At 72.8% G+C, this 24,487-nt stretch carries 21 protein-coding genes, 7 tRNA genes and 1 pseudogene; 17 read left to right on the plus strand and 12 right to left on the minus strand.

Annotated features, from left to right (window positions below; all coding sequences use genetic code 11):
* Positions 1-32: 32 nt before the first annotated feature.
* Positions 33-1,457, plus strand: coding sequence for an argininosuccinate lyase (argH, locus tag ABH941_RS03080; protein WP_370126956.1), 1,425 nt, complete (start codon positions 33-35; stop codon positions 1,455-1,457).
* Positions 1,458-1,468: 11 nt separating this feature from the next.
* Here argH and ABH941_RS03085 read toward each other — a convergent pair whose 3' ends face one another.
* Positions 1,469-2,197 (minus strand): lysophospholipid acyltransferase family protein, encoded by a 729-nt coding sequence (locus ABH941_RS03085; RefSeq protein WP_370126957.1) that lies wholly within the window; start codon positions 2,195-2,197, stop codon positions 1,469-1,471.
* A 255-nt stretch (positions 2,198-2,452) separates the two neighbouring features.
* Between ABH941_RS03085 and ABH941_RS03090 the strand changes: the two genes are divergently transcribed.
* The 7 genes from ABH941_RS03090 (at position 2,453) to ABH941_RS03120 (ending at position 11,783) form a co-directional block, all read left to right on the plus strand.
* The gene (locus tag ABH941_RS03090) at positions 2,453-2,971 is read left to right on the plus strand and encodes a sigma-70 family RNA polymerase sigma factor (RefSeq protein ID WP_370126958.1); all 519 of its coding nucleotides are present in this window, start codon (positions 2,453-2,455) and stop codon (positions 2,969-2,971) included.
* 151 nt (positions 2,972-3,122) lie between these two features.
* Positions 3,123-3,635, plus strand: coding sequence for a GNAT family N-acetyltransferase (locus ABH941_RS03095; protein ID WP_370126959.1), 513 nt, complete (start codon positions 3,123-3,125; stop codon positions 3,633-3,635).
* 172 nt (positions 3,636-3,807) lie between these two features.
* Positions 3,808-4,410 carry a GNAT family N-acetyltransferase gene (locus ABH941_RS03100; protein ID WP_370126960.1) on the plus strand — a complete coding sequence of 201 codons (603 nt, stop codon included), beginning with the start codon at positions 3,808-3,810 and terminating at the stop codon, positions 4,408-4,410.
* An 89-nt stretch (positions 4,411-4,499) separates the two neighbouring features.
* The gene (gene cbiE / locus ABH941_RS03105) at positions 4,500-5,699 is read left to right on the plus strand and encodes a precorrin-6y C5,15-methyltransferase (decarboxylating) subunit CbiE (protein ID WP_370126961.1); all 1,200 of its coding nucleotides are present in this window, start codon (positions 4,500-4,502) and stop codon (positions 5,697-5,699) included.
* 360 nt (positions 5,700-6,059) lie between these two features.
* Positions 6,060-9,542 carry a nicotinate-nucleotide--dimethylbenzimidazole phosphoribosyltransferase gene (gene cobT / locus ABH941_RS03110; RefSeq protein ID WP_370126962.1) on the plus strand — a complete coding sequence of 1,161 codons (3,483 nt, stop codon included), beginning with the start codon at positions 6,060-6,062 and terminating at the stop codon, positions 9,540-9,542.
* A 178-nt stretch (positions 9,543-9,720) separates the two neighbouring features.
* Positions 9,721-10,950 (plus strand): uroporphyrinogen-III C-methyltransferase, encoded by a 1,230-nt coding sequence (gene cobA / locus ABH941_RS03115; RefSeq protein WP_370126963.1) that lies wholly within the window; start codon positions 9,721-9,723, stop codon positions 10,948-10,950.
* A gap of 17 nt (positions 10,951-10,967) precedes the next feature.
* Entirely contained in the window at positions 10,968-11,783 is an 816-nt protein-coding gene (locus ABH941_RS03120) for a TrmH family RNA methyltransferase (protein ID WP_370126964.1), read from the plus strand.
* A gap of 553 nt (positions 11,784-12,336) precedes the next feature.
* Here ABH941_RS03120 and ABH941_RS03125 read toward each other — a convergent pair.
* Positions 12,337-13,635 (minus strand): annotated as a pseudogene (locus tag ABH941_RS03125) (serine/threonine-protein kinase); the annotation flags it as partial.
* A gap of 474 nt (positions 13,636-14,109) precedes the next feature.
* Here ABH941_RS03125 and ABH941_RS03130 point away from each other — a divergent pair.
* A complete protein-coding gene (locus ABH941_RS03130) occupies positions 14,110-14,301 on the plus strand; it encodes a hypothetical protein (RefSeq protein ID WP_133997494.1) in 192 nt (63 codons plus the stop codon).
* Positions 14,302-14,439: 138 nt separating this feature from the next.
* Here ABH941_RS03130 and ABH941_RS03135 read toward each other — a convergent pair.
* From ABH941_RS03135 to ABH941_RS03155, 5 genes are all read right to left on the minus strand, one after another.
* A tRNA-Val gene (locus ABH941_RS03135) sits at positions 14,440-14,511 on the minus strand.
* A 34-nt stretch (positions 14,512-14,545) separates the two neighbouring features.
* Positions 14,546-14,617, minus strand: a tRNA-Val gene (locus ABH941_RS03140).
* 55 nt (positions 14,618-14,672) lie between these two features.
* Positions 14,673-14,747, minus strand: a tRNA-Val gene (locus ABH941_RS03145).
* 38 nt (positions 14,748-14,785) lie between these two features.
* Positions 14,786-14,856: transfer RNA gene (locus ABH941_RS03150), tRNA-Cys, on the minus strand.
* A 29-nt stretch (positions 14,857-14,885) separates the two neighbouring features.
* A tRNA-Gly gene (locus ABH941_RS03155) sits at positions 14,886-14,958 on the minus strand.
* A 247-nt stretch (positions 14,959-15,205) separates the two neighbouring features.
* On the opposite strand from ABH941_RS03155, the gene ABH941_RS03160 reads away from it, so the two are divergent.
* The 3 genes from ABH941_RS03160 to ABH941_RS03170 are packed head-to-tail and all read left to right on the plus strand — an operon-like array spanning position 15,206 to position 17,945.
* Positions 15,206-16,243: a chorismate-binding protein gene (locus tag ABH941_RS03160; protein ID WP_370127074.1), complete on the plus strand. Its 1,038-nt coding sequence runs from the start codon at positions 15,206-15,208 to the stop codon at positions 16,241-16,243.
* Between the two features lie 35 nt (positions 16,244-16,278).
* Positions 16,279-17,100 (plus strand): aminotransferase class IV, encoded by an 822-nt coding sequence (locus ABH941_RS03165; protein ID WP_370126965.1) that lies wholly within the window; start codon positions 16,279-16,281, stop codon positions 17,098-17,100.
* A 2-nt stretch (positions 17,101-17,102) separates the two neighbouring features.
* Positions 17,103-17,945 (plus strand): GNAT family N-acetyltransferase, encoded by an 843-nt coding sequence (locus ABH941_RS03170; RefSeq protein WP_370126966.1) that lies wholly within the window; start codon positions 17,103-17,105, stop codon positions 17,943-17,945.
* Between the two features lie 143 nt (positions 17,946-18,088).
* Here ABH941_RS03170 and ABH941_RS03175 read toward each other — a convergent pair whose 3' ends face one another.
* Complete coding sequence (locus ABH941_RS03175; protein WP_370126967.1) at positions 18,089-18,586, minus strand: DsbA family protein; 498 nt, start codon at positions 18,584-18,586, stop codon at positions 18,089-18,091.
* A 75-nt stretch (positions 18,587-18,661) separates the two neighbouring features.
* Between ABH941_RS03175 and ABH941_RS03180 the strand changes: the two genes are divergently transcribed.
* Complete coding sequence (locus tag ABH941_RS03180; RefSeq protein WP_370126968.1) at positions 18,662-19,111, plus strand: hypothetical protein; 450 nt, start codon at positions 18,662-18,664, stop codon at positions 19,109-19,111.
* Positions 19,112-19,117: 6 nt separating this feature from the next.
* On the opposite strand, the gene ABH941_RS03185 is transcribed toward ABH941_RS03180, so the two are convergent.
* On the minus strand, positions 19,118-19,702 hold the full coding sequence (locus tag ABH941_RS03185; RefSeq protein WP_370126969.1) for a CGNR zinc finger domain-containing protein: 585 nt from the start codon (positions 19,700-19,702) through the stop codon (positions 19,118-19,120).
* A gap of 212 nt (positions 19,703-19,914) precedes the next feature.
* Entirely contained in the window at positions 19,915-20,328 is a 414-nt protein-coding gene (locus ABH941_RS03190; RefSeq protein WP_030248700.1) for an SsgA family sporulation/cell division regulator, read from the minus strand.
* Positions 20,329-20,625: 297 nt separating this feature from the next.
* Here ABH941_RS03190 and ABH941_RS03195 point away from each other — a divergent pair.
* Positions 20,626-20,697: transfer RNA gene (locus ABH941_RS03195), tRNA-Val, on the plus strand.
* 60 nt (positions 20,698-20,757) lie between these two features.
* Here ABH941_RS03195 and ABH941_RS03200 read toward each other — a convergent pair.
* Positions 20,758-21,270, minus strand: coding sequence for an isochorismatase family protein (locus ABH941_RS03200; protein ID WP_370126970.1), 513 nt, complete (start codon positions 21,268-21,270; stop codon positions 20,758-20,760).
* Positions 21,271-21,469: 199 nt separating this feature from the next.
* Here ABH941_RS03200 and ABH941_RS03205 point away from each other — a divergent pair.
* Positions 21,470-21,544: transfer RNA gene (locus tag ABH941_RS03205), tRNA-Val, on the plus strand.
* Positions 21,545-21,615: 71 nt separating this feature from the next.
* Here ABH941_RS03205 and ABH941_RS03210 read toward each other — a convergent pair.
* Complete coding sequence (locus ABH941_RS03210) at positions 21,616-22,344, minus strand: 3'-5' exonuclease (RefSeq protein WP_370126971.1); 729 nt, start codon at positions 22,342-22,344, stop codon at positions 21,616-21,618.
* A gap of 194 nt (positions 22,345-22,538) precedes the next feature.
* Between ABH941_RS03210 and ABH941_RS03215 the strand changes: the two genes are divergently transcribed.
* Positions 22,539-23,120 (plus strand): DUF4365 domain-containing protein, encoded by a 582-nt coding sequence (locus ABH941_RS03215; protein ID WP_370126972.1) that lies wholly within the window; start codon positions 22,539-22,541, stop codon positions 23,118-23,120.
* 49 nt (positions 23,121-23,169) lie between these two features.
* Entirely contained in the window at positions 23,170-24,411 is a 1,242-nt protein-coding gene (locus ABH941_RS03220; protein ID WP_370127075.1) for a hypothetical protein, read from the plus strand.
* Positions 24,412-24,487 lie beyond the last annotated feature (76 nt).

Genomic DNA, 24,487 nt, shown 5'->3' on the forward strand with positions numbered 1-24,487 from the left:
AAGCAATGCATGGCGCTGAGGGGACTACCACCATGAGCAACAACGACAACGTACGGCTCTGGGGAGCCCGCTTCGCCGACGGCCCGTCCGAGGCGCTGGCGGCGCTGAGCGCCTCCGTGCACTTCGACTGGCGGCTCGCGCCCTACGACATCGCCGGCTCCCGGGCCCACGCCAAGGTGCTGCACCGGGCCGGGCACCTCAGCGCGGACGAACTCCAGCGGATGCTGGACGGGTTGGAGACACTGCTGGCCGACGTCCGGTCAAGAGCCTTCACCGGGACGGTCGCCGACGAGGACGTGCACACCGCGCTGGAGCGGGGGCTGCTGGAGCGGCTCGGTCCCAACCTGGGCGGCAAGCTCCGCGCCGGGCGCTCCCGCAACGACCAGATCGCCACCCTGGGCCGGATGTTCCTGCGGGACCACGCCCGGATCATCGGCGGACTGCTGCTGGACCTCCAGGAGGCCCTGGTCGGGCTGGCCGAGGCGCACCCGAACACGGCGATGCCGGGCCGGACCCACCTCCAGCACGCGCAGCCGGTGCTGTTCGCCCACCATGTTCTGGCCCATGTCCAGGCGTTGGGACGGGACGCGGAGCGGCTGCGGCAGTGGGACACCCGAACCGCGGTGTCGGCCTACGGCTCGGGCGCGCTGGCCGGGTCCTCGCTGGGTCTCGACCCGCAGTTCGTCGCGGCCGAGCTGGGCTTCGAGGGCGGCAGCGCCGCCAACTCCATCGACGGCACGGCCTCGCGCGACTATGTCGCCGAGTTCGCCTTCGTGACCGCGATGATCGGCATCAACCTCTCCCGGATCGCGGAGGAGGTGATCATCTGGAACACCCGCGAGTTCGGCTTCATCACGCTGCACGACGCGTTCTCCACCGGCTCCTCGATCATGCCGCAGAAGAAGAACCCGGACATCGCGGAGCTGGCGCGCGGCAAGTCGGGCCGACTGATCGGCAACCTGACCGGTCTGCTGGCCACCCTGAAGGCCCTGCCGCTGGCCTACAACCGCGACCTCCAGGAGGACAAGGAGCCGGTCTTCGACTCCTGCGACACCCTGGAGGTGCTGCTGCCGGCCTTCACCGGGATGATGGCGACCCTCACCGTCCACGACGAGCGCCTGGAGGAACTGGCCCCGGCCGGGTTCTCGCTGGCCACGGACATCGCCGAGTGGCTGGTCAAGCAGGGCACGCCGTTCCGGGTCGCGCACGAGGTGGCCGGCGCCTGCGTGAAGTTCTGCGAGCCGCGGGGTCTTGAGCTGTCGGATCTGACGGACGAACAGTTCGCGGAGATCTCACCGACGTTGACGCCCGAGGTGCGCGAGGTGCTGACGGTCCACGGCGCGATCGCCTCCCGCGACGGACGCGGTGGCACGGCGCCGTCGGCGGTGGCGGTGCAACTCGCCGAGATCAAGGCGGACCTGGCGACCCAGCAGGAGTGGGCCGGCGCCGCGCGCTGATCCCCGGCCGGTCAGGCCGCCTTGGGGAGTTCCTCGGCGGCGGCCGCCGCGGCCGCCGCCCGGTTCGCCAGTGCCTTGGCCTTGGTGGCGTACATGTCGACGTACTCCTGACCGGACAGGTCCAGGATCGCCGACACGATCTCGTCCGTCACCGCGCGCAGTACATAGCGGTCCTCGCCCAGGCCCTCGTAGCGGGAGAAGTCCAGCGGCGGCCCGAAGCGCACCTCGGGGCGCGGGCCCAGGCGCCAGCCGGTCCGGCCGTTGGGCTGGACCCGGTCGGTGCCGACCAGGCCCACCGGGATCACCGGGACGCCGCTGGCCAGCGCCAGTCGGGCGACCCCGGTGCGGCCGCGGTGCAGTCGGCCGTCGGGGGAGCGGGTGCCCTCCGGGTAGATCCCGAACAGCTTGCCCTCGCGCAGGGTCCGCAGACCGGTGTCGATCGCCGCCACCGAGGCGCGTCCGCCACTGCGGTCCACCGGCACGGCCCCGGCGCCGGTGAAGAACCAGGCCATCAGCCGCCCCTTGAGGCCGGTCCCGGTGAAGTACTCGGCCTTGGCCACGTAGTGGACCTGCTGCGGGGCGAGCAGCGGCACGAACACCGAGTCGCAGAACGACAGGTGGTTCGGCGCGATGATCGCGGCCCCACGGGCGGGGACGTGCTCCAGGCCGCTGACGCGGGGCCGGTAGAGCACACGTACCAGTGGCCCGATCAGGATCCATTTGAGCAGCCAGTAGAACACCACAGTCCTCCAGGGGGCGGGCGTCGCGGAATGGTGACGACGCTATCGGTTCCGGGTTACCGGGAGAAACGCCCTGGGACGTGGGCTCCGTTACATTCTGTCGATCCGTCGACTACGGAGCCGCACGGTCCGCACGGTCCGTACGGCCGGATGGCGGATCACCCGTGCGGGTGGATCGCGCCAGGACGCGGATCCGGAGGGCGACGTTCCGGCGTCGGTGCTGACGATCCACCGGAAGCCGACCCGGGAGCGCCGATGCAGCCGACCGCAGCCGACCCCGCACTGCGCGAGTCCTTCCTGGCCCTGCTCCGCAGCCTGGCTGCCGCGCACGCGCTCGACGCCGAGGAACTGGAGCAGCAGGTGTGGCTGCGCGCCGCGGCCGAGCGGCCCCGGTCCGATCCGCGGTCGCGGCTGCGGGCGCTGACGGTCCAGGAGTTCCGCCGCGCGCGGGAGGAGGCGCGCGGCCGCGTCAGGGAGCTGGAGGCGGTGGCGCGTCTGGCGGCGGCCCGTACGGCGGCCGAGGCAGCCTCGCCCGAGCAGCGGGCCCTGGGCGCCGAGGAGGCCCGCGAGCTGCGGGCGGCGATCGCCCGGCTGCCCGCGCGCTGCCCGGCGCTGCTGGCGGCGCTGCTGGAACTGCCGCCGATGAGCTACCGGGAGCTGGCCGAGGAGCTCGCGATGCCGCGCGGCAGCATCGGACCGACCCGCTCGCGCTGTCTCGCCTGCCTGCGCCGACTGCTGCTCGGTCAGCAGCCGATTCTGCCGGGAAATCGATGATTGAGAGGGGTGGAGGTATGGGTAGTGGGCTCTAAACGTACGCCCGGTCCCGACGTCACCCGTTGGGACCGACCCACCTCCGGTCAGGGCAACCCGGTCGCATCCCCTCATCCTCGCGGCCGGGGTACACAAGAAAGGGAGGAATGCGCGCATGGGCATGAGCGTGACCACCTCGATCGCCACCGAGGAAGAGGCGGAGCGGATCCTCAAGCTCCAGTACCTCTGCTACCAGAGCGAGGCCGAACTCTACGGGGACTGGGCCATCGAGCCCCTGACCCAGACGCTGGACAGCCTGCGGACCGAGCTGAAGGAACGTCATGTGCTGGTCGCCCGTCTCGGCGACGAGGTGGTCGGCAGCGTCCGCGGCTGGGTGGACAGCGACGGGGTGGGCCGGATAGGCCGCCTCTGCGTGCACCCCCGGATGCAGCGGCACGGCCTGGGCACCCGGCTGGTCAGCGGCATGGAGCAGCTGCTCGCCTCGGGCGACCGGCCGGTGCAGAGCTACCGGCTGTTCACCGGGCACCGCAGCATCGGCAATCTCCGGCTCTACCAGCGGCTGGGCTACCGCCAGACGCAGGTGGAGGAGGTGACCCGCAGCCTCAGCTTCATAGGCCTGGAGAAGCCGGCCGCCCAGCCGTTCACCGAACTCGCAGCCACGGCCTGACCCCGCGTCGCCTCCGCCCGGTGTGACCTCCCCGCCGGGCGGGGGCGATTCGGCTGTCCGGCGCCGACGTGCCACCGGCCCGCCACGCCGAAAGGGTGACGGCGGCCCCCTTCCTGGAGCATGATCGTTCCATCAGCCCCGTCGATGAGGGGCTACAGGCAGGAGCCCGGTGATGACGTCCACCTTTCCCGAAATCTCGATCAGTACCGATCGACTGGTGCTGCGAGCCTTCGAACCGGAGGACGTTGCGGCCCTGACCGACCTGATGAGCGACGAGCTGGTGCGCACCTGGACCACCGTTCCGCTCTCGTACACCGAGCAGGACGCCAGGAACTGGATCGCGCTCGGTGCCCCCGCCGAACGCACCCTGGGACGCGGCATCGTGCTGGGCGTCCATGAGTTCCTCACCCAGCGCCTGGTCGGCTCGGTCCGGCTGCGCCGCACCGACTGGCGGCTGCGGGCGGCCGAGGCGACCGTGGCCACCGGACCCTGGGCCCGGGGCGAGGGCTACGCCGGGGAGGCGCTGCTCGGCGTCGCCCACTGGCTGTTCGAGGACCAGAAGTTCGAGCGCCTCGAACTGCGCACTGCGGCCGGCAACACTGCCGCGCAGCAGGTCGCCCAGAAGATCGGCTGCATCAGCGAGGGCGTGCTCCGCAACGCCTGGATCGTCCGCGACGGGGAAGGCGCCGGGCGGGCCCGCAGCGATCTGATCCTCTGGAGCCTGCTGCCGGAGGACCTGGACGGGGCCACCGAGGACGACGACCCGAACTGGTGACTCCGCACCGCTGATCGGAACGACTACGCTGCACGCGGCACACCACCGCACCGAGAGCATCCGAGAGCATCCGAGGGGGACCGGCCGCAATGGCTGACCGGGTCACAGTGATCGGCTGGGACGGCTCACCGCTCTCCCAGGCCGCGCAGGCCGCGCTGGACGCCGCGACGCTCGTCGCCGGCGGCACCTACCAGCTGCAGAACCTCAGAATCCCGGCCGGGGCGGACCGGATGGCCCTGGGCAGCGTCGAGCTGGTCGCCCGCCGGGTGGCCCACCACCGCGGCGCCGCCGTGGTGGTGGCCGAGGGCGATCCGGGGTTCTTCGGCGTGGTGCGGACCCTGCGCCGTCCCGAGCACGGCCTGGAGCTGGAGGTCCTTCCGGCGGTCTCCTCGGTCGCCGCGGCCTTCGCCCGCGCCGGGATGCCCTGGGACGACGCACAGGTCGTCAGCACCCATGGCCGGGGCCTGCGCCGGGCCGCCAACGTCTGCCGGGCGCACCCCAAGGTGGCGGTGCTGACCTCGCCCGGCGCCGGGCCCTCCGAGCTGGCGCTGCTGCTGCGCGACGTGCACCGGACCTTCGTGGTCTGCGAGGCGCTGGGCACCCCGGACGAGAACGTGACCGTGCTCACCTCCGACCGGGTCCCCGACCACCTGTGGCGGGACCCCAACGTCGTCCTGGTGGTCGGCGCGAGCGCGCAGGGCCCGGTGCCGTCCTCCGGCTGGCTCGCCGGGCGTCCGCTGGACTTCCCCGGCCCGGTCCGGGGCTGGGCGCAGGAGACCCCGCCCGAGGACACCGGGGCGCCGGGCGGGCTCCCGGCCGCGGTCCGCGCCCTGGTGCTGGCCCGGCTCGGCCCGCGCCCCGGCGACCTGCTCTGGGACGTGGGCGCCGGTACCGGTGTGGTCGCCCTGGACGCCGGCCGCAGCGGAGCAGCTGTGATCGCCGTCGACCAGGACGGCGACGCCTGCGCCCGACTGGATGTCAGCGCCCGCCGCTACGGTGTGGAACTGCAGACCGTGCACGGCACCGCGCCGGCGGTGCTCGCCGACCTGCCCGAGCCCGACGTCGTGCTGGTGCGCGGCGGGGCGGAGGTGCTGCGCGCCTGTCTCGGCCGCCGTCCCGAGCGCGTCGTCGCCCTGCCCAGGACCCTCCAGCAGGTCGAGGAGGTCCGCAGGGCCTTCGCCGACGTCCACTACGCGGTGGACGGCGCGCTGCTGCACGCCGCCCCGCTGGCGGAGGGCAGCGGCTTCGGCGCCGTCGAGCCGCGCTTTGTGCTCTGGGGCAGTCGCTGACCGTCGAACCCCATCTGAGCAGGCGTCGGATGCCCACTGTTCGATACTGCGGGCCGGGCTGTCACCGGCGGCCGGTAGGCTGACGCCTGGTTCTCACGGACCGTACGTGCCGGACGTTTCGAACGTGGCGCAGGCCACAAGGCGACTGTGCGCGCTCGTTCGCCCCCGGGGCGGACGGACGGGGAGAATGCCGGTACGTCCGGGGCGATCGTGCCGGTTGCCCCGGTTCAGTCGTTGTTGTTGGGGAGCAGACCGGTGTCAGCCGGTCCGTCGCAGCGGGGCGAGGACCGGAAACATGGGTGCTGCGGTCCGTGATCGCGCCGCCAAGGACGCCACGCGGCCCTGGAAGGAGCCAGTGACATGAGCGATACCGGCCACGTCCCGACCGGGGGGACGACCGAGCAACCGCTCGCGACGAACGGCGCGGAGCAGGCCCCGATCGGGGCGCCCGCCCCGATCGGCGAGCAGTCCGCCCGCGACCCCTTCGGCAGCGACGCCTCCCTGGGACGCAACCAGGCGTTGCCGCAGTCGCTCGGCTCCCAGGGCGCGCCACCGCCGTACACCTTCCTCGACCTGCCCGACGAGGACGACGAGGACGAACTGCTGATGCCCGGCCCGCAGAGCGCCTGGAGCGAGCCCGTGGCCCTGCGGGAGCCGCAGCCCGCCTTCCAGCCGCAGGCCGTCGTGCCCGAGCAGGTCCAGGTCCAGGTCCAGGTCCAGGCCCAGGTGCCGGTGGCCGCGGTCCCCGCTCCGCAGCCGGAGCCGGTCGCGGCGCCGACCGCCGAGGGCACGGTCCCGGCCCCGTCCTGGCCGCCGCTGACTCCGCCCACGGTCCCGGTCGTCCCGGCCGCGCCGGAGACCCCCGCCGCACCCGCACCCGCCGCCGAGCAGCCGCAGCAGGCTCAGCCGGTGGTCGCCGCGCCGCGTCGGCCGCTGCACGCCGGGCCGCCGATCCCGGACCCCTCGCTGATGACCGGTCAGGTGCCGGTGCGCTCGCTGGCCGACCGCGGCCCCTCGGCGGGCGGGGAGTCCCCGTTCACCGTCGCCGGCCCGACGACCCCGCCCTACGGCGTGCCCGCGGCCCCGGCCGCCGGCCAGCACTCGGGCCCCGAGTACCTGGACCAGCCGGTGGCCGTCGCCCCGGCGCTGGACACCGCGCCGGCGCAGGCCGAACCGGTCGCGGCCGCCGTGCAGGCGCCCGAGCCGGTCGCGGTGAGCGTCCCGGTGCAGATGCCCTCGCCGGAGAGTACCCTCGGCTCCAACAACCAGGTCCAGCCCGCGCCCGCGTCGGTGGTGGAACCGGCCGCGGCCCCGGAGCCGCAGCCCGAGGCCGTGGTCCCGGTCGAGCCGGCGCCGGCGGTCGAATTCGCGGCCCCGATCGTGGCCGTCCCGATCCCCGTCGAGCCGATCGCTGTGGAGCCGATCCCGGTCGAGCCGATCCCCGTAGAACCGGTCGCGGTCGAGTCGTCACCGGAGCCGGCCGCCGCGCCGGCTCCCGTCGCCGAACCGGCACCCCTGCCCGAGCCGCCGGCGGCCGAAGCTGACCCTCTACCTGAGATTGAGGCTGAGCCTGAGCCGGTGGCGCCCACCCCTCAGCCGGACGCCGCCATCCCCTCCCAGGGCGCCTCGCCCGAGGCCGGCGGCAGCCGGATCTCCGCGTTCATGTCCCCGCCGCCGCGCCAGTTCGTCATGGAGCCGGCCGTCGAAGCCGTCGCCGCAGAGCCCGAACCCGAACTTGAGCCCGAGCCCGAGCCTGAGGTCCTGACCGAAACGCCCCCCGCCCCCATCGCCTCGGAGAGCACCGCTCAGGGCACCGGGACGCTGTCGGACCCGGTAGTGTCCCCCGTCCATCCCGCAGCGGAAGCGCAGCCTGTGCCTGAACTCTCCCAGCAGTCGACCGCTGTCCCCGTGCCGGAGCAGGCACCCGAGCCCGAGCGGCGGGTCCTCGCCGTGGACGCCTCCGGCGGTGTGGAGGCCGCCGAAACGGTGCGGCAGCCCGCACCGGAGTCGGCGTTCGCAGCCGAATCCGCGGCTGCCGCCGCCCCCGTCCTCGTCGAGCCCGAGCCGCCGCTGCCCGTCGTCCCCGAGGCCCCGGCCGCCCCGGCCTACGACGACGAGATGCGCGACGCGGTGCACCGGGTGATGCGCGAGCGCCGCGACATCCGCAACGGCTTCCGGCCCGACCCGATCCCGCACGAGGTGCTGATCCGGGTCCTGGAGGCCGCCCACACCGCCCCCAGCGTCGGCTACTCCCAGCCCTGGGACTTCGTGGTGATCCGCTCCGCGAAGACCCGGGCCCGGATGCACGAACTGGCGGAGCGTCAGCGCGAGGTCTACGCGGAGTCGCTGCCCAAGGGGCGGGCCAAACAGTTCAAGGAACTGAAGATCGAGGCCATCGTCGAGACCCCGGTGAACATCGTGGTCACCGCCGACCGCACCCGCGGGGGCCGGCACACCCTCGGCCGGCACACCCAGCCGCAGATGGCGCCCTACTCGGCCGCCCTCGCCGTGGAGAACCTCTGGCTGGCCGCCCGCGCCGAGGGCCTCGGCGTCGGCTGGGTCAGCTTCTTCGACGAGCAGGAGATGGTCCGCGAGCTCGGCCTGCCCGAGCACCTGGACGTCGTGGCCTACCTCTGCGTCGGCTATGTGAACGAGTTCCCGACCGAGCCCGAACTGGCGCAGGCCGGCTGGGCCAAGAAGCGCCCGCTCTCGTGGGTCGTCCACGAGGAGACCTACGGCCGCCGTGCGCTGCCCGGCGAGGAACCGCACAGCGTGCTGCAGGAGACCCTGCGCGGCATCAGGCCGCTGGACGCCAAGGCGCTCGGTGAGGCCTGGGACCGCCAGAAGCGGATGACCAAGCCGGCCGGCTCGCTCGGCATGCTGGAGATAATCTCCGCGCAACTGTGCGGCCTCTCCCGCAAGTGCCCGCCGCCGATCCCCGAGCCCGCGTGCGTGGCCATCTTCGCGGGCGACCACGGTGTGCACGCCCAGGGCGTCACGCACTGGCCGCAGGAGGTCACCGCGCAGATGGTGGCGAACTTCCTGGCCGGCGGCGCGGTCGTGAACGCGTTCGCGGCCCAGCTGGGCGCCGAGGTCTGCGTGGTGGACGTCGGCGTGGCCTCCGAGCTGCCCCCCGCGATCGACTCCGGCCGCACCACCGGCCTGCTGCCGCGCAAGGTGCGCCCCGGCACGGCCGACATGACCGTCGAACCGGCCATGACCCGCGAGGAGGCGCTGCGCGCCCTCGAGGTCGGCATCGAGACCGCCCGCGATCTGGTCGCGGCGGGCAACAAGGCCCTGGTCACCGGGGACATGGGGATCGCCAACACCACCGCCGCGGCAGCCCTGATCTGCGTCTTCACCGGGGAGGACCCCTCCGTGGTGACCGGGCGCGGCACCGGCATCGACGACGAGACCCATGCCCGCAAGATCGCGGTGGTCCGCGAGGCTCTGGCCCTGCACCGCCCCGACCCGGCCGACCCCATCGGCGTCCTCGCGGCGGTCGGCGGCCTGGAGCACGCGGCGCTGGCGGGCTTCATGCTGGGCGCGGCCAGCCTGCGCACACCGGTCATCCTGGACGGCGTGATCGCCGGCTCCGCCGCGCTGGTGGCCAAGGCGATCGCCCCGGAGGTCCTCGCCGCGTGCGTCGCGGGCCACCGCTCGGCCGAACCCGGCCACAAGGCGGCTCTCGCCAAGCTGGGGTTGCGTCCCCTGATCGACCTCGACCTCCGCCTCGGCGAAGGTACAGGTGCCCTGCTGGCTCTGCCCCTGGTCCAGTCGGCGGCTCGCGCCATGCACGACGTCGCAACGTTCGACTCGGCGGGCGTCACGGAGAAGCACTGACCCTCCGCGAGGGTTGCCGTTCGCGCAGTTCCCCGCGCCCCTAACTAGTGCAACTCGCTCAGTTGCACCACCTCAGGGGCGCGGGGAACTGCGCGACAAACCATGCACCCTGCCGCACCATCAAACTGAGCTCACCATGCAGCTCATCAGAACCTGCACACGAAGCCCTGGAGCCACCATGCCGCCCGAGAACGACACGACGCCGTACCCCGTGGGCCTCCTGCTCAAGGGCCGCCGCGTCGTCGTCCTCGGCGGCGGCACCGTCGCCCAGCGCAGGCTGCCCGCGCTGCTCGCGGCCGGTGCCGACGTGCACCTGTTCGCACCGAGCACCACCCCCGCCGTCCAGGCCATGGCCGACGCCGGCGAGCTCAGCTGGCACCCCCGCCGCTACGCCGCAGGCGACCTCGCCGGAGCCTGGTACGTGCTGGCCGCCACCGACGACCCGGCGGCCAACGCCGCCGCCTCCGCCGAGGCCGAGGCCGACCGCACCTTCTGCTCGCGCAGCGACGACGCCTCCGCCGCCACCGCGTGGACCCCGGCCGCCGGACGCCAGGACGGCACCACCGTCGCCGTCCTCTCCGGCGACCCCCGCCGCTCCGCCGCGCTCAGGGACGCCATCGTCGCCGGTCTGCGCGACGGCACCCTCGCCGCCGCGCACCACCGCGGCCGCACCCCCGGCGTGGCACTGGTCGGCGGCGGCCCCGGCGACCCGGATCTGATCACCGTCCGCGGCCGCCGCCTCCTCGCCGAGGCCGACGTGGTGGTCGCCGACCGCCTCGCCCCCCGCGAACTCCTGGACGAACTCCCGCCCCATGTCGAGGTCATCGACGCGGCCAAGATCCCCTACGGCCGCTACATGGCCCAGGAGGCCATCAACAACGCCCTGATCGAGCATGCCAGGGCGGGCAGGTTCGTGGTCCGGCTCAAGGGCGGCGACCCCTATGTCTTCGGCCGGGGCATGGAGGAACTGCTCGCCTGCCGCGAGGCCGGCGTGCCGGTCACCGTCGTCCCGGGCATCTCCAGCTCCATCAGCGTCCCCGCCGCCGCCGGCATCCCGGTCACCCACCGCGGCGTCACCCATGAGTTCAGCGTCATCTCCGGCCATGTCGCCCCCGAGGACCCCCGTTCCCTGGTGAACTGGGACGCCGCCGCCAAGATGCGCGGCACCCTGGTGCTGCTGATGGCCGTCGAACGCATCGGCGCCATCGCCGAAGCGCTGATCGCCGGGGGCCGCGACCCGCAGACCCCGGTCGCCGTCGTCCAGGAGGGCACCACCGCGGCGCAGCGCCGGGTCGACGCCACCCTGGCCACCGTCGCCGAGGTCGTCGCCGCCGAACAGATCCGCCCGCCGGCCGTCGTGGTCATCGGCGACGTGGTCGCCGTCAACAACTTGGCAGCTCAGATCTGAGCGGGCAGGATCGACCTGTGGCCGAACTCATCACCATCGACGATCCCCAGGACCCGCGTCTGGGCGACTATGTCGCCCTGACCGACGTCGAGTTGCGCCGGCGGCGCGAGCCCGAGGAGGGCCTGTTCATCGCCGAGGGCGAGAAGGTGATCCGCCGGGCCCGGCTGGCCGGCTACCGGATGCGTTCGATGCTGCTGTCCGCCAAGTGGATCGACGTGATGCGCGACGTCATCGACGAGGTCCCGGCGCCGGTGTACGCGGTGGCGCCGGAGCTGGCCGAGCAGGTCACCGGCTACCACGTGCACCGCGGCGCGCTGGCGTCCATGCAGCGCAAGCCGCTCGCCGACGCCGCCGACCTGCTGGCCGGGGCCCGCCGGATCGCCGTCCTCGAAGGCATCGTCGACCACACCAACATCGGCGCCGTCTACCGCAGCGCCGCCGCGCTCGGCATGGACGCGATCCTGCTCTCGCCCGACTGCGCCGACCCGCTCTACCGACGCGCCGTCAAGGTGTCCATGGGGACGGTCTTCTCCGTCCCCTACGCCGTGCTGGACCCCTGGCCGCGCTCCCTGGAGACGCTGCGCGAGGCCGGGTTCTCGCTGCTCGCGCTCACCCCGCACGGCGACTCGGTCCCGCTGGCCGAGGTCTCGCCCAAGCTGCTGGAGCGCTGCGCGGTACTGCTGGGCTCCGAGGGCCACGGCCTCAGCACCGAGGCCCTGCGCGCCGCCGACGCCTGGGTCCGCATCCCCATGTCGCACGACGTCGACTCGCTCAACATCGCCGCCGCCGCCGCGGTGAGCTTCTACGCGCTCTCCCAGCAGCCGACAGGCTGAGACCGGTTCAGCCCTGCTGGCCGGCCACGGTGCCGGTCCCCGGCCAGGTCTCGCTCATCGTTCCGTTGCCCAGCGGCGCGTAGCGGGTGGTGCTGGCCGGGCGGGTGCCGGAGGCGGCGGTGTGCTCCTCGCGCAGGACGGCGCCGTCGGCGATCCGCCAGGTGCCGGTGGCCTGCGGGTCGCCGGTGGAGGCGTGGGAGGCCAGCAGAACCGGTTCTGCAGTGGAGCCGGACGCACCACCGGGCAGCTGGTACAGCTCGATCAGGTCCTCCGGGGCGCCGCCGTCCCGGCGGGTGAGCACCACGACCGCGGCCGGGTTGTCGCGGTACCGCGCGGCCAGCACGCTGGTGAGCGCGACCGGTGAGGAGCCGTCGGCGGAGCCCCGACCGTCCTTGAGGACGACCGTGGAGCCGTCGCTGGGGTCGGGGTAGCTGCGGTCCGCCCAGTCCACGCCGCCGGTGCCGCCGCCGGCGTCCGTGGTGGCCGCGGCCTGCAGGCCGTCCGCCGCGGTGGACGGGGCGGCGACGGGGACGGCCGCCGGGTGGGTCGCCGCCGCGGTGCTGGGGTTCGGGGCCGTCCCCAGGCCCCGGCTGTCCCGGTTCTCACAGCCCTGAGCAGCGGCGATGGCCAGGGCGACACCCACCGTCACGGTGATGAAGACGATCAGCCGCTGCCGCAGCAGCCGCCGCGAGGACGGGCCGCCGGGGCGGGCGGCCGGGCGCTGCTGCGATCCGGTCGGCGGGGGCGTGCGCCGGGCCGCGGGCGCCGGGGCGGCCGCCGTCGGCCGCGAGTCGTGCCGCTGCTCCGGCCTGACGTCCCGTCGGGTGTGCTGCTGGGCGTCCTGGCGGAGCTGCTGCGGCTCGCGCATGGTCGGCGGCATGGGCCGGGCCCGCACCGGGCGCGCCGGCGGCCGTCCACCGCCCTGCGCCGCGGCCTGGCTCCCGCCCTGGACCGCTCCCCGGGCCCGCTGCGTCGCCTCGACCGGACGGTTCTGCCGGGCCTGCGGCCGCGGCACCTGGCTGAGCCCGATCGCCGTCCCACGCGCGGTCAGCTCCTTGAGCCGGTCGTGCAGTTGGGCGGTGGTCGGCCGGTCGGACGCCTCCTTGGCCAGGCAGGCCCGGATCACCGGCAGCAGCGCGCTGGGAACGTCGCTGAGATCCGGCTCCTCGTGGACCACCCGGTAGAGCATCACCTCGGAGGTCCCCGAGCCGAACGGGGAGTCGCCGGTCGCCGCGTAGGCGAGCGTGGTGCCCAGCGCGAACACGTCGGTGGCGCTGGTCACCGCGATGCCGCGGACCTGCTCGGGCGCCAGGAAGCCGGGCGAGCCGACCGCCGTGCCGACATGGGTCAGCGTGCTGGCCCCGGTGGACCAGGCGATGCCGAAGTCGATGATCCGGGGTCCCTTGGGGGACAGCAGGATGTTCGAGGGCTTGAGGTCGCGGTGCACCACCCCGGCCTCGTGGACGTGGACCAGGCCGTCGGCGAGGGCGGCGCCGATGGCGGTCACCTCGGGCCAGGGCAGCGGGCCCTCGTCGCCGACCCGCTTGTAGAGCGAGGGGCCGGGGACGTAGGCGGTCGCCAGCCAGGGCCGTTCCACGTCGATGTCGGAGGCGACCAGCCGCGCGATGCAGCCGCCCCTGATCCGGGCGGCGGCGGCGACCTCGCGGGCGAAGCGGGTGCGGAACTCCTGGTCCTCGGCCAGCTCGGAGCGGATCAGCTTGAGCGCGACCTTCTGCCCCTTGCGGTCGGAGCCCAGGTAGACCACACCCATACCGCCCGTGCCGAGCCGCCGGTGCAGGCGGTAGGGGCCGACGACTCGCGGATCCTCCCGCCGGAGCCGCATCATCGCCACATTTCCGTCCCGCCGTCAGGTCCCCGTGCGGGGGCTGTTGTCCCTGCCAGGCGACAGCTTACGGACTGGGTCGGGCGGTGTGCTGATACGCAACGCAGTGACGATCCGTGGGATTGTCGGATTTCCCCCGGTCGGCTCCGCCCGGGCCCGTCCGGTACTGCACCCGCAGTACCCCGGGACCGTATCCGGGAGGGGCCGGTCGCCCCGCTCCGACCTGCGGTTCTTCCGTCCCCTCCGGGGCCCTGTCAGGGGTGACCCTGACACCCCCGCCGTCCGCCCTCCCCCTCCGGTAGTAGTCCCCGGGGAGGACCGTCCTCCTTCCGGATGCCGCAGGGACGGTCCCGGGGCATGACGCCCGGCCAGGGGTGCCGACCGTAGGTTGGTACCAGCGGTGGGCGGGCAGCTCGTCCCCCGAGGTACTCCGCCCACCGCGACCAGCCGACGATGTGGCAGCAGCCGACGAGAGTGGGAACCATGTCCGTATACACGGGAGGATCAGTACGGCGCCGTAGCCAGTCCGATCGCGTCCGTCCGCGCGAGACCCGGAACCCCCTGGTCGCGCTGGCGATCGCACTCCCGGTCGCCGCCCTGCTGGCTTTCGCCTTCGGCGGCTGGTCCCAGTTCACCGTGCAGGCCACCTCCGTGCTGCATCTCATCCAGCACTGAGCCGACCCCGGCGCCCCGCAGACTGCGGCGCCGCGTCCGGACTGTCGGTGAGGGCAGCCCGGGCGCGGACGCCGCGCACCACCCGAGCAACACCAACGAAGAGGGCCCGTCCGCTACCGGACGGGCCCTCAACTGCTGTGCGCGATACTGGGATTGAACCAGTGACCTCTTCCGTGTCAGGGAAGCGCTCTCCCGCTGAGCTAATCGCGCGGGATGGTACTTGCCAAGCCCCCGGAGGGACTCGTGCGCGATACTGGGATTGAACCAGTGACCTCTTCCGTGTCAGGGAAGCGCTCTCCCGCTGAGCTAATCGCGCGGGACACTCGTCGAACGGTAACGCTTCAAACGGTACTGCGAACCCCCGAGGGGGCTGGTGCGCGATACTGGGATTGAACCAGTGACCTCTTCCGTGTCAGGGAAGCGCTCTCCCGCTGAGCTAATCGCGCATGAGACCCCGAGTGGCGGACCACTCAAAACCTCGCTGAGGTGGAGACGGGATTTGAACCCGTGTAGACGGCTTTGCAGGCCGTTGCCTCGCCTCTCGGCCACTCCACCGAGCAAGGGCCAACCTGCACCCTCAACCGAGCGGACGACGGGATTCGAACCCGCGACCCTCACCTTGGCAAGGTGATGCTCTACCAACTGAGCCACGTCCGCATGATCTCCAATGTGCTTCCCGCTTGCCTCTTTGCGGTCCGCGTCCTGGCGACGTGTTGAACTTTAGCGGATTACGGGCCCAGCTCAAATTCCGTATCCCCGCAGCGTGCCGTGCCGCTCCCCGCGATGACCTGCGGACAGGCATCCGGACCACCGTCTATCTAGACTTCGGCTGCGCGGGGACCCCGCACCTTCCGGACAGAATCCCGAGCCAACTGTGACCTCCACCGAGTCCCTCCTCCCGCCGATGGCCCGTTTCGACGGCCTGGTCGCCACCGGGCTGCTCGATGTCACCGACGATCCGGCGGCTCTCGACGGCTCCGGGTTCTGGGCCGTCGTGGCTGACTTCGACGGCCGGCTCACCTGCGCCCGCTTCGCCGAGGTCCGCCGGGCCCGGCCGGGTTCGGGCGACCCGGGAGCGGCCGCGCGGGCCTGGACCGGGCCTGCCCGCACCGCCTGGACCAGTTCGCTCGACCGGGCCGGCTATCTCGCCGGGGTGCGCCGGATCCGCGCGGAGATCGCCGCGGGCGAGGTCTACCAGGCCAACCTCTGCCGGATCCTCTCCGCCCCGCTGCCCGACCCGGCGCGCGCCGACGTCGACGCCCTCACCGCCCGCCTGGCCCGCGGCAACCCCGCCCCCTATGCCGGAACGGTTCGCCTCCCGGCCCAGGGCGTCGAGGTGGCGACCGCCTCGCCGGAGCTCTTCCTCGAACGCGAGGGCGACACCGTCCGCTCCGGTCCGATCAAGGGAACCGGCCGCACCGAGTCCGACCTGCTGGAGAAGGACTTCGCCGAGAACGTGATGATCGTCGACCTGGTCCGCAACGATCTCGGCCGGGTCTGCGCCACCGGCAGCGTCACCGTTCCCGACCTCTGCGCCGTCGAGAAGCACCCCGGCCTGGTCCACCTCGTCTCCACGGTGGAGGGACGGCTGCGCCCCGGCGCCGGCTGGCCCGAGGCGATGGCCGCGACCTTCCCGCCCGGGTCGGTCACCGGCGCGCCCAAGTCCAGTGCGCTGCGCATCATCCACGCCCTGGAGACCGCCCCGCGCGGTCCCTACTGCGGCGCCGTCGGCTGGGTCGACGCGGACCGGCGCGAGGCGCGGCTCGCCGTCGGCATCCGCACCTTCTGGCTGGACCGGGACGACCCGGCCGGCCCCCAGGTCCGCTTCGGCACCGGGGCCGGCATCACCTGGGGCTCCGATCCGGAGCGGGAGTGGGACGAGACCGAACTGAAGGCGGCGCGGCTGCTCGCGATAGCGTCTGATCCACCACCGCTGCAGTGACCGAGGCTGCGGTATCCAGAGAGGGAGAGCCCATCGTGCGGATCTGGGTCAACGGCGCGCTGCGCGAGTCCACCGAGGCCAGTGTGTCGGTCCTCGACCACGGCATGACCGTCGGCGACGGCGTCTTCGAGACTGTGAAGGCCGTCGACGGCGCGCCCTTCGCGCTCGGACGCCACCTCGACCGGCTGGAGCGCTCGGCCCGCGGCCTCGGCCTGCCCGCGCCGGAGCGCGAGGTCGTCCGGCGCGCCTGCGCCGAGGTGCTGGCCGCGAACCCGGCGAAGCTCGCCCGGCTGCGGATCACCTACACCGGCGGCCTCGGCCCGCTCGGCTCCGACCGCGGCGACAGCGGCCCCAGCCTGATCGTCGCCCTCGGCGAGGTGGCCTACCGCCCGGACGCCGCGGCGGTCGTCACCGTCCCCTGGACCCGCAACGAGCACAGCGCCGTGGCCGGCCTGAAGACCACCTCCTACGCGGAGAACGTCGTCGCCCTGGCCCGCGCGCACGAGTACGGCGCCGCCGAGGCGATCTTCGGCAACACCGCGGGCCGGCTCTGCGAGGGCACCGGCTCCAATGTCTTCGTCGTCCTGGACGGGCGGATCCTGACCCCGCCGCTCACCTCCGGCTGCCTGGCCGGGGTCACCCGGGCACTGGCCCTGCAGTGGCTCGACGCGGCCGAGGCCGACCTTCCGCTGAGCGTGCTGGAGGAGGCCGACGAGGTCTTCCTCACCGGCACCCTGCGCGACATCCAGGGCGTCTCCCGGGTCGACGACCGCGATCTGCCCGGTGCCCCCGGCCCGGTCACCGCCAAGGCCATCGCCGTCTTCGCCGAGCGCGCCGCCGCCGACCTGGAGCCCTGAGCATGACCACCACGCTCCGACCGCTGGGATCCGAGCGGAGCAGGCCCGACGGGGGCCGGGAGCGGAACTTCGAGGTCCGCGTCAACGGCCGGACCGTCGGCGGCCTGGTGGTCCTCGCCTCCGGCCGCCCCGGTCCCCGGATCGGCGGCATCCGGGAGCTGAGCATCGACCGGCCGGACCGCCGGCGCGGCCGGGGCACCGTCGCGGTGCTCGCCGCCGAGGAGGTGCTGCGCTCCTGGGACTGCGTCCGGGCCGACATCGCCGTGCCCGAGGGACCGGACGAGCAGGCCGGGCTCGGCCTGGCCGCCACCCTCGGCTACACCCCGCGCGGCCTCAACATGCGCAAGACGCTGCCGGCCGAACCGCCCGCCCTGCCCGAGGGCAGCGCCGGCCGCCCGATGCGCGAGGACGAGTTCGGCCCCTGGCTCGCGGCGGAGCGGGAAGGCTATGTGGCGTCCCAGATCGCCATCGGGATGACCCCCGAGCAGGCCAGGGTTCGATCCGAGGCCGACCACGCCGCGGCGCTGCCGGCCGGGCTGGACACCCCGGGCGCGGTGATCAGCCGGCTGGAGTCCGGGGGAGTGCCGGTGGGCGCGGTCTGGGTGAACACCCGGATGCCGGACACCGGTGAGCCTCCGGCCTGGGTGTTCATGGTCGCGGTGGACGAACCCCACCGCGGCCGGGGCCACGGGCGCTCGCTGATGCTGCTCGCCGAACGGGAGTGCGTGGCTCGCGGCGTCGGCGAGCTGGGTCTGCATGTGTTCGCGGGGAACACGCCGGCGGTGTCTCTCTATCGCTCGCTGGGGTACCGCACCTACCGGAGCCTGCTGTACAAGCAGCTCTAGGATTTTCGGGTGCGGACCGTAGCTGGCTGGTCGCGCAGTTCCCCGTGCCCCTAAGGGTCTGCAACTGGCTCAGTTGCAATTGGTTGGGGGCGCGGGGAACTGCGCGACCGACCAGGCACACGCCGCACCCGAAAAACCCGACCCTACGGTGCCCCCAGCAGCTCCATGATCCGCTCCCGCAGCCCCGCCTGACTCTTCCCTCCGTCGAGCCGCTTCCCGGCCACCACATAGGTGGGGGTGCCCGTGACGCCGATGGCCTTGCCCTCGGCGTGGTCGGTGTCCACCACCAGGATGTGCCGGCCGTCGATCAGCGCGGTGTCCAGCTCCTCGGCGTCCAGCCCCAGCTCCCGGGCGACCTCGACCAGCAGCTCCTCCCCGCGTCGCGCCAGCTCGTCGACCCGGCCGAGGACCGCCTCGACATAGGGCCAGCCGCGGCCCTGGATGAACGCCTCCTCGGCCGCCTGCGCCGCTGCGAAGGCGTGCTTGTGCTTCTCCAGCGGGAAGTGCCGCAGCACCACCTCCAGCCGGGCGCCGTAGACCTCGCGCAGGGCGCGCACATCGTCCAGCGCGACGGCGCAGTCGGGGCACTGCAGCTCGCACCAGTAGTCGACCTGGAGGAAGGAACTTTCGCTCATGGTCATCAGTCTCCCATTACGGGCAGGATGTCATGTATGGACGGGTAGGACCGGGATAGGACGACCACAGGAGGCAGGACGATGACTGCGATCGTGTGCATGGCGCTCTCCGCGGCGGGCGTGGTGATCGCCGCGCTGGCCGGACTGCGCGGCCGGGTCCGTTCGGCGTTCCGCTGGCTGGCGGTCGCCCTGGTGCCGACCGGCCTCTACCTCACCGGCCTGATCACCGTGTTCCGCCGGATCGGCAGCGCGCTGGCGAGCTGGGGCACCCACCTGGTGTTCGACCCGCGGGTCTGGACCGGCCTGGCGATGCTGGGGGCGGCCGTGCTGCTCCTGCTCGCCACCGGCGTCGGCCGGAGCCGCAGGACCGCGGAGCCCAAGCCGGTCAAGGCGGGCAAGCAGCCCAAGGCGGCGCAGGGCGCCTCCTCGGTGCCCGCGGTCACCGCCAGGCCGGCCGGGCAGAAGTCCGCCGCGGACGACCTGGGCGACTTCTCCGACGTCGAGGAGATCCTCAAGCGCCGCGGGATCTGACGCCGGTCACCGTGTCGGCGTCATTGCGTCCGGCGTGTCCGTCGCGGTCCGCTGCCGGGCCCGGTAGGCGGCCACATGCAGCCGGTTGCCGCAGGTCCGGCTGTCGCAGTAGCGGCGCGAACGGTTCCGCGACAGGTCGACGAACACCCGGGCGCAGTCCGGCGCCTCGCAGCGGCGCAGCCGCTCCCGCTCGCCGGCCACCACGATGAAGGCCAGCGCCATGCCCGCCTCCACCGCGAGATGGTCGGCGAGGGCCGCGTTGGGCGCGAAGAAGTGCATGTGCCAGTCGTGGCCGTCGTGGTCGGTCAGCCGGGGCGTCGACCCTGCCCTGGCCACCAACGCGTTCACCAGCTCGGCCGCCGCGCGGGTGGAGTCGGCCAGGAACACCTGGCGGAACTGTCCGCGCACCCGGCGCACCGCCGCGAGGTCCTCCGTCCCCAGCGTGCCGATCTCGCTGATCTCGTGCCGTACGACGAAACCGCGCAGCGCGGCGAGATCGGGCAGACCCTCCTGCCCGCCGGCGTCCGGGTCGGTGTTCAGCAGGTCCACCAGCACATCGAGGGCGCACTGCGTGTCATGGGTGATCAGCACGTCGGTACTCCCTGGGGCGTCCGGGCGGGTTGGCGGCGACTCTACCGCCGTTGCCCTGGGCCGTGCTGTCAGTGAACGCGGAAGTCGCCGCGGCCCTTGCGGGTCCGCGACGACTTCCTTCCAGCGGGGGAGCAGATGGAGCGGGTGGTGCCGGTGGCGCGTTCCGTGCCCCCGAGTAGCACGGCTGCGCACGGTAGAAGGAATGAAGCGGTTCAGTTCTCCGCGAGGATGTGGGAGAGCTCTCGGTCGAGATCGAAGTGTCGGTGCTCGGTGCCCGGGGGCACCGCGGCATCGGTTCGCTTGAGGAAGGACTCCAGCGCTCGGGCCGGGGCTTCCAACAGGGCTTCTCCTTCCGGAGAGCTCAGGGCGATGCAGACGACTCCTTGTCCGTGGCTGCGGGAGGGCCAGACACGGACGTCACCGGTCCCGGTAGGCCGGTGCAGCCCCTCCGCAAGGAGGTCGCGGGCGAACACCCAGTCGACGGTTTCGTCGGCGCCCGTGTGGAAGGTGGCGTGCACGGCATAGGGGTCGGCGGTGTCGTAGCGCAGGCCCGCGGGGACGGGCAGTGATGACTCGCTCGACACGATGAGGCGCAGGTGCAGCTCGCAGCTGACCGTGGTGTTCATAAGCGCCAGGGCCTTTCGCTCAGTGTGCGCTCGGGGATCGCACGTCGGCGAACGGACCATCCCACCTGTGCGACCGGTGTAAACCCGTCTGTCCCGATTAGTACGTACCTGGTACCCCTTACGGCTCAGCAGACACGCCAGTCCCAGGCGTTTCGTCAGCCTGCTGCAAACCCGCTCCGTGATGACAGCGCAGGGGCGAGATCCAGTCACCGGGGCCCCGGGTCGCCGTTGCCGGGCAGGTCAGGAGCACCCGGCCCGATACGGTAGTGTTTTCCCTGCACCGCCCGGCACGGGCAGGCGCGATTAGCTCAGTGGGAGAGCGCTCCGTTCACACCGGAGAGGTCGCTGGTTCGAACCCAGCATTGCGCACCGCAGGACGAGGCCCCGCAGATCAGCGATCTGCGGGGCCTTCGTTGTCGGTGCGGGTGCTCAGAAGCCGATCCCGTCCCAGGGTGTGATCACCGCGCCGGCCGCTGCCAGCTCCAGCTCCACCGCCGCCGAGATCTCCGCGGCCGGCTGGTCGTCCGGGTAGGTGGCGTGCGCGCCGCTCGCCAGCAGCACCGTATGGCCGCGGCTGATCGCCGCGAGCGAGGTGGCGCGGACGCAGTACTCGCTCTGCATGCCCGCGATGACGAGGGACGACTCCGGCGGGAGCAGCCGGTCCAGCGCGGTCCCGTCGAAGCTGTCCGCGCTGAGCTTGTCGATCACGTACTCCTCGGGCAGCGGCTCGAACACCAGCTCCCAGCCGGGGGTGCCCGGCGCGTCCGGATCGCCGACCTCCGGGTCCCCGGTGTTGCGGACGTGGACGATCACCGAACCGGCCCGGCGCGCCCGGGCGAGGAGCTCGGTGAGCGCTCCCAGGACCTCGGTCGCGTCGGGGAGCGGCTCGGGCGGGAACAGCATCGTGCGCTGGACGTCGATGAGCAGAAGGGCGGAGGTCATGGCGGTAATTTAGCACTGGTGTTCGAGTAGCGGCAGCGGGAAAAGGCATTTAGGCCACCGGCGGTCGTGATGCTAATGTTCACTCAGCTTCAACCGACGGGGTCCGGTCGGCGGAGCCCCGGCACCGCGGAGTTTCGTGGGGGTACGGGGGGTCGCTCCCCGGAAAGTTGGAGTATCCCGTCGCCGCCACGGCGGGCAGGCGCGATTAGCTCAGTGGGAGAGCGCTCCGTTCACACCGGAGAGGTCGCTGGTTCGAACCCAGCATTGCGCACCACAGTCTGACTGCACATCAGAAGCAGCGAGGGCCCCTCGATTCGAGGGGCCCTCGCTGCTTCTGACGGAACTTCAGGCCGCCTGCTCCTCCGCCCGGCGCCGCAGCGGCCAGGCAGTGTCCACCGGTTCGGGCGAGCCGCTGCGGTTGAACCACTGCTGCAGACCTCGTGCCTGCGCCGCGTGCCAGACCGCCTGACGCAGATGCAGTTCCGCGGGGGTCAGCGCGGCCAGTCGATCCTCGAAGCGGTCGCCGATCGCCCGAACCAGCAGCATCGCCGCGGTGGCGTCGGCTGCCGCGTCATGCGCACCGTTCAGCACCACGCCGTAGTGCGCGCACAGGTCGGTCAGCGTGCGGCGGCCCTTGCGGTAGCGGTCCAGATGCTTGTCCAGCACCCGGGGGTCCACCACCAGCAGCGGCGCGTTCGCCACGTAGTCGCCCAGCGACGCACCCCGATGCCGGCCCAACTCCCGGTCCAGCAGGGTGAGATCGTAGGGAGCGTTCATGATGACCAGCGGCAGCCCGGCCCTGGCCGTGTCGGCCAGCGCCCGCCCGATCTCCTCCACCACCACCGGCGCCGGACGGCCGTGTTCGCGCGCCCAGCCGTCGGTCAGACCGTGCACCGCGGTGGCGCCCTCCGGGATCGGCACGCCGGGGTCCGCCGCCCAGTCCCGCCGCCGCACCGGGCCCCCCGGGGACTCCTGGACCACCAGCGCCGCCGTCACAATCCGGTCATGCTCCACGTCCACGCCCGTGGTCTCGGTGTCGAAGGAAGCCAGCGGCCCCTCGTACCAGTTCGTCATGGCTGCCTCCCCCGTCGACGGTGACACTGAGGTGATACCCGGTGACCCTCGGCATTCAACCTTTGTTGTGAATCCCTCTTTGAACTGCGGATCCGTTTGACCCGTAGTCAGTAGGGAGACAACAGAAAGTGACGGCCCGTCCGGTCCGGACGGCGGGCTGCCGCTCAACGGGGAAAACGGGGAAGACGGCAGCGATGGCGCTGACACAACCCGAACCGGCCAACCCGAACCCGGAGTGGGGCGGGATCGGAACGGGACAACCGATGCGAGGCCAACTCGCAGTCACCTCCTGCATGGAGACCCTCCAGGTGGGCTATCTGCATGCGGTCGCGGCCGCGTCGGGCTGCGCGCTGTCCTCGCCGTTCCCGGACAACGGGATCGACTGGCATGTGAGTCACGGCAGTTCGGCGCACACCGAGGACGACGAGGCCACCATCAAGGTCCAGCTCAAGTGCACCTACCAGATCCCGCCGAACCCGGCAGGACCGTGGTTCAGTTTCACCCTCGACAACGAGCACCTGCGAAAACTCGCCCATGCACGGGTCGCCGTGCACAAGATCCTGATCGTCATGCTGGTCCCCAGGGAGGTCGACCAGTGGCTCGTGGCCGGTTCTGACCGGCTGGAACTGCGCCACTGCTGCTACTGGGTCAACCTGGCAGGGCACCCGGTCACCGGAAAACGGCGGACGAATGTCCGGATTCCGACCGGCCAGGTCTTCGACGACCGCGCTCTCTGCGCCATCATGGCCCGTGTGGGAGCGGGAGAGCGTCCTTGAACGAGGGCTCTGCGGTATCGACCCCCGCGGGAGGGACAACGTGACAGCGATGCGCCGCGACACCCGACCAGAGGCAGTGGACGCTGCCGGGCGCGACGCCGTCCGGGCCGGCGGCGCCGGTACCCCCACCGACCCGGTCCACATCGACCCGGCCAGGGTCGACCCCGCCGTGCTGGGCACCCTGCTCGCGCGCCACGGCTGGACCCGCCGCGGCGGGTCCGAGGGCCGCTACACCCGCTGGACCCCGCCCGACGACCTGGAGCCCGACACCAGCCTGCTGGTCCCCGCCGACCGCCGCTTCGACGACAGCATCGACCTGCTGGACGAGGCCATCGCGGCGCTCTCGCACTCCGGCGTCCCCTCGGCCAGGGCCATCCTCGCCGCGCTGCTGGTCCCCGGCGACGAGATCCACTGGCGCCGGGAGACCCCCGGCGTGGGCGGCGCCGTCACCTGGGGGTCGGAGGAGGATCTGCACGTCGGCGCCACCGCCATGCTCTCCGCCGCCGCCAAGGCCGGACTGCTGCGTGCCGCCTACTTCGGGGCCCGGCTCGACGCCTATGCGGCCGAGTTCCTGGACCGGGTGCTGGTCGTCGCCCCCGGCACCGGCGCCGGGCTGCTCACCGCCTACGCGCCCGCCCCCGAGGACCGGTCCATCACCACCACTCTGGTCCGCGCCCTGGAGGCGACGAGGGACGCCATCGACCTGCAGCGGGTCAGCGGCCGGACCGAGGCCTTCGACGACGGGGTACGGCTCGGCGTCAGCCGCGAGCTGATCGCCTCGGTGGTGCAGCTGGTCCGGGGCAGCGAGGGCATCGAGATCGCCCTGGACTGGGCCGCCTCGGTCGGCACCCCGCGCGGTTTCGCCAGCCGACGGCTGCACCTGGAGTTCAGCCCCGGCGACCTGCCCGCCCTGGAGGCCGCGGGCGAGCGGCTGGAACACAGCGAACCCGCGGTCGACGTGGAGCTCACCGGCGCGGTGGTCCGCCTCAAACGGCCGGTCCCCGGCGGCGAGGGCCAGGCCAGGCTGGCGGTGCTGTCGGGGGCCGATGTGGACGAGGTCCGGGTACGGCTGGGGGAGGAGGACTACCGCACCGCGGTCGAGTCCCATCTCGCCGGCGTCCCGGTCCGGCTGCGCGGGCGCCTGGAGCGCAAGGGCGGCTTCCGCAAGCTCTCCCTGCCGAGCAGGCTGGTGCCGGTCGAACTGGACGCCGCCGAGCGCGAGCGGATGCTCAAGGCGCTGCGGCTGCGGGTCGGCGGACCGACCGCGGGGGAGGGCGGCGAAGCCGGGTGACGGCTGCGCGAGCCGCTCCCCGCTCTCGGTACCATCATGACCGCAGCACCTGCTGCTCAGGAGAATGCCGAGAGTC

It is taken from the genome of Streptacidiphilus sp. EB103A, assembly GCF_041261405.1.
Classification (GTDB): Bacteria; Actinomycetota; Actinomycetes; order Streptomycetales; family Streptomycetaceae; genus Streptacidiphilus.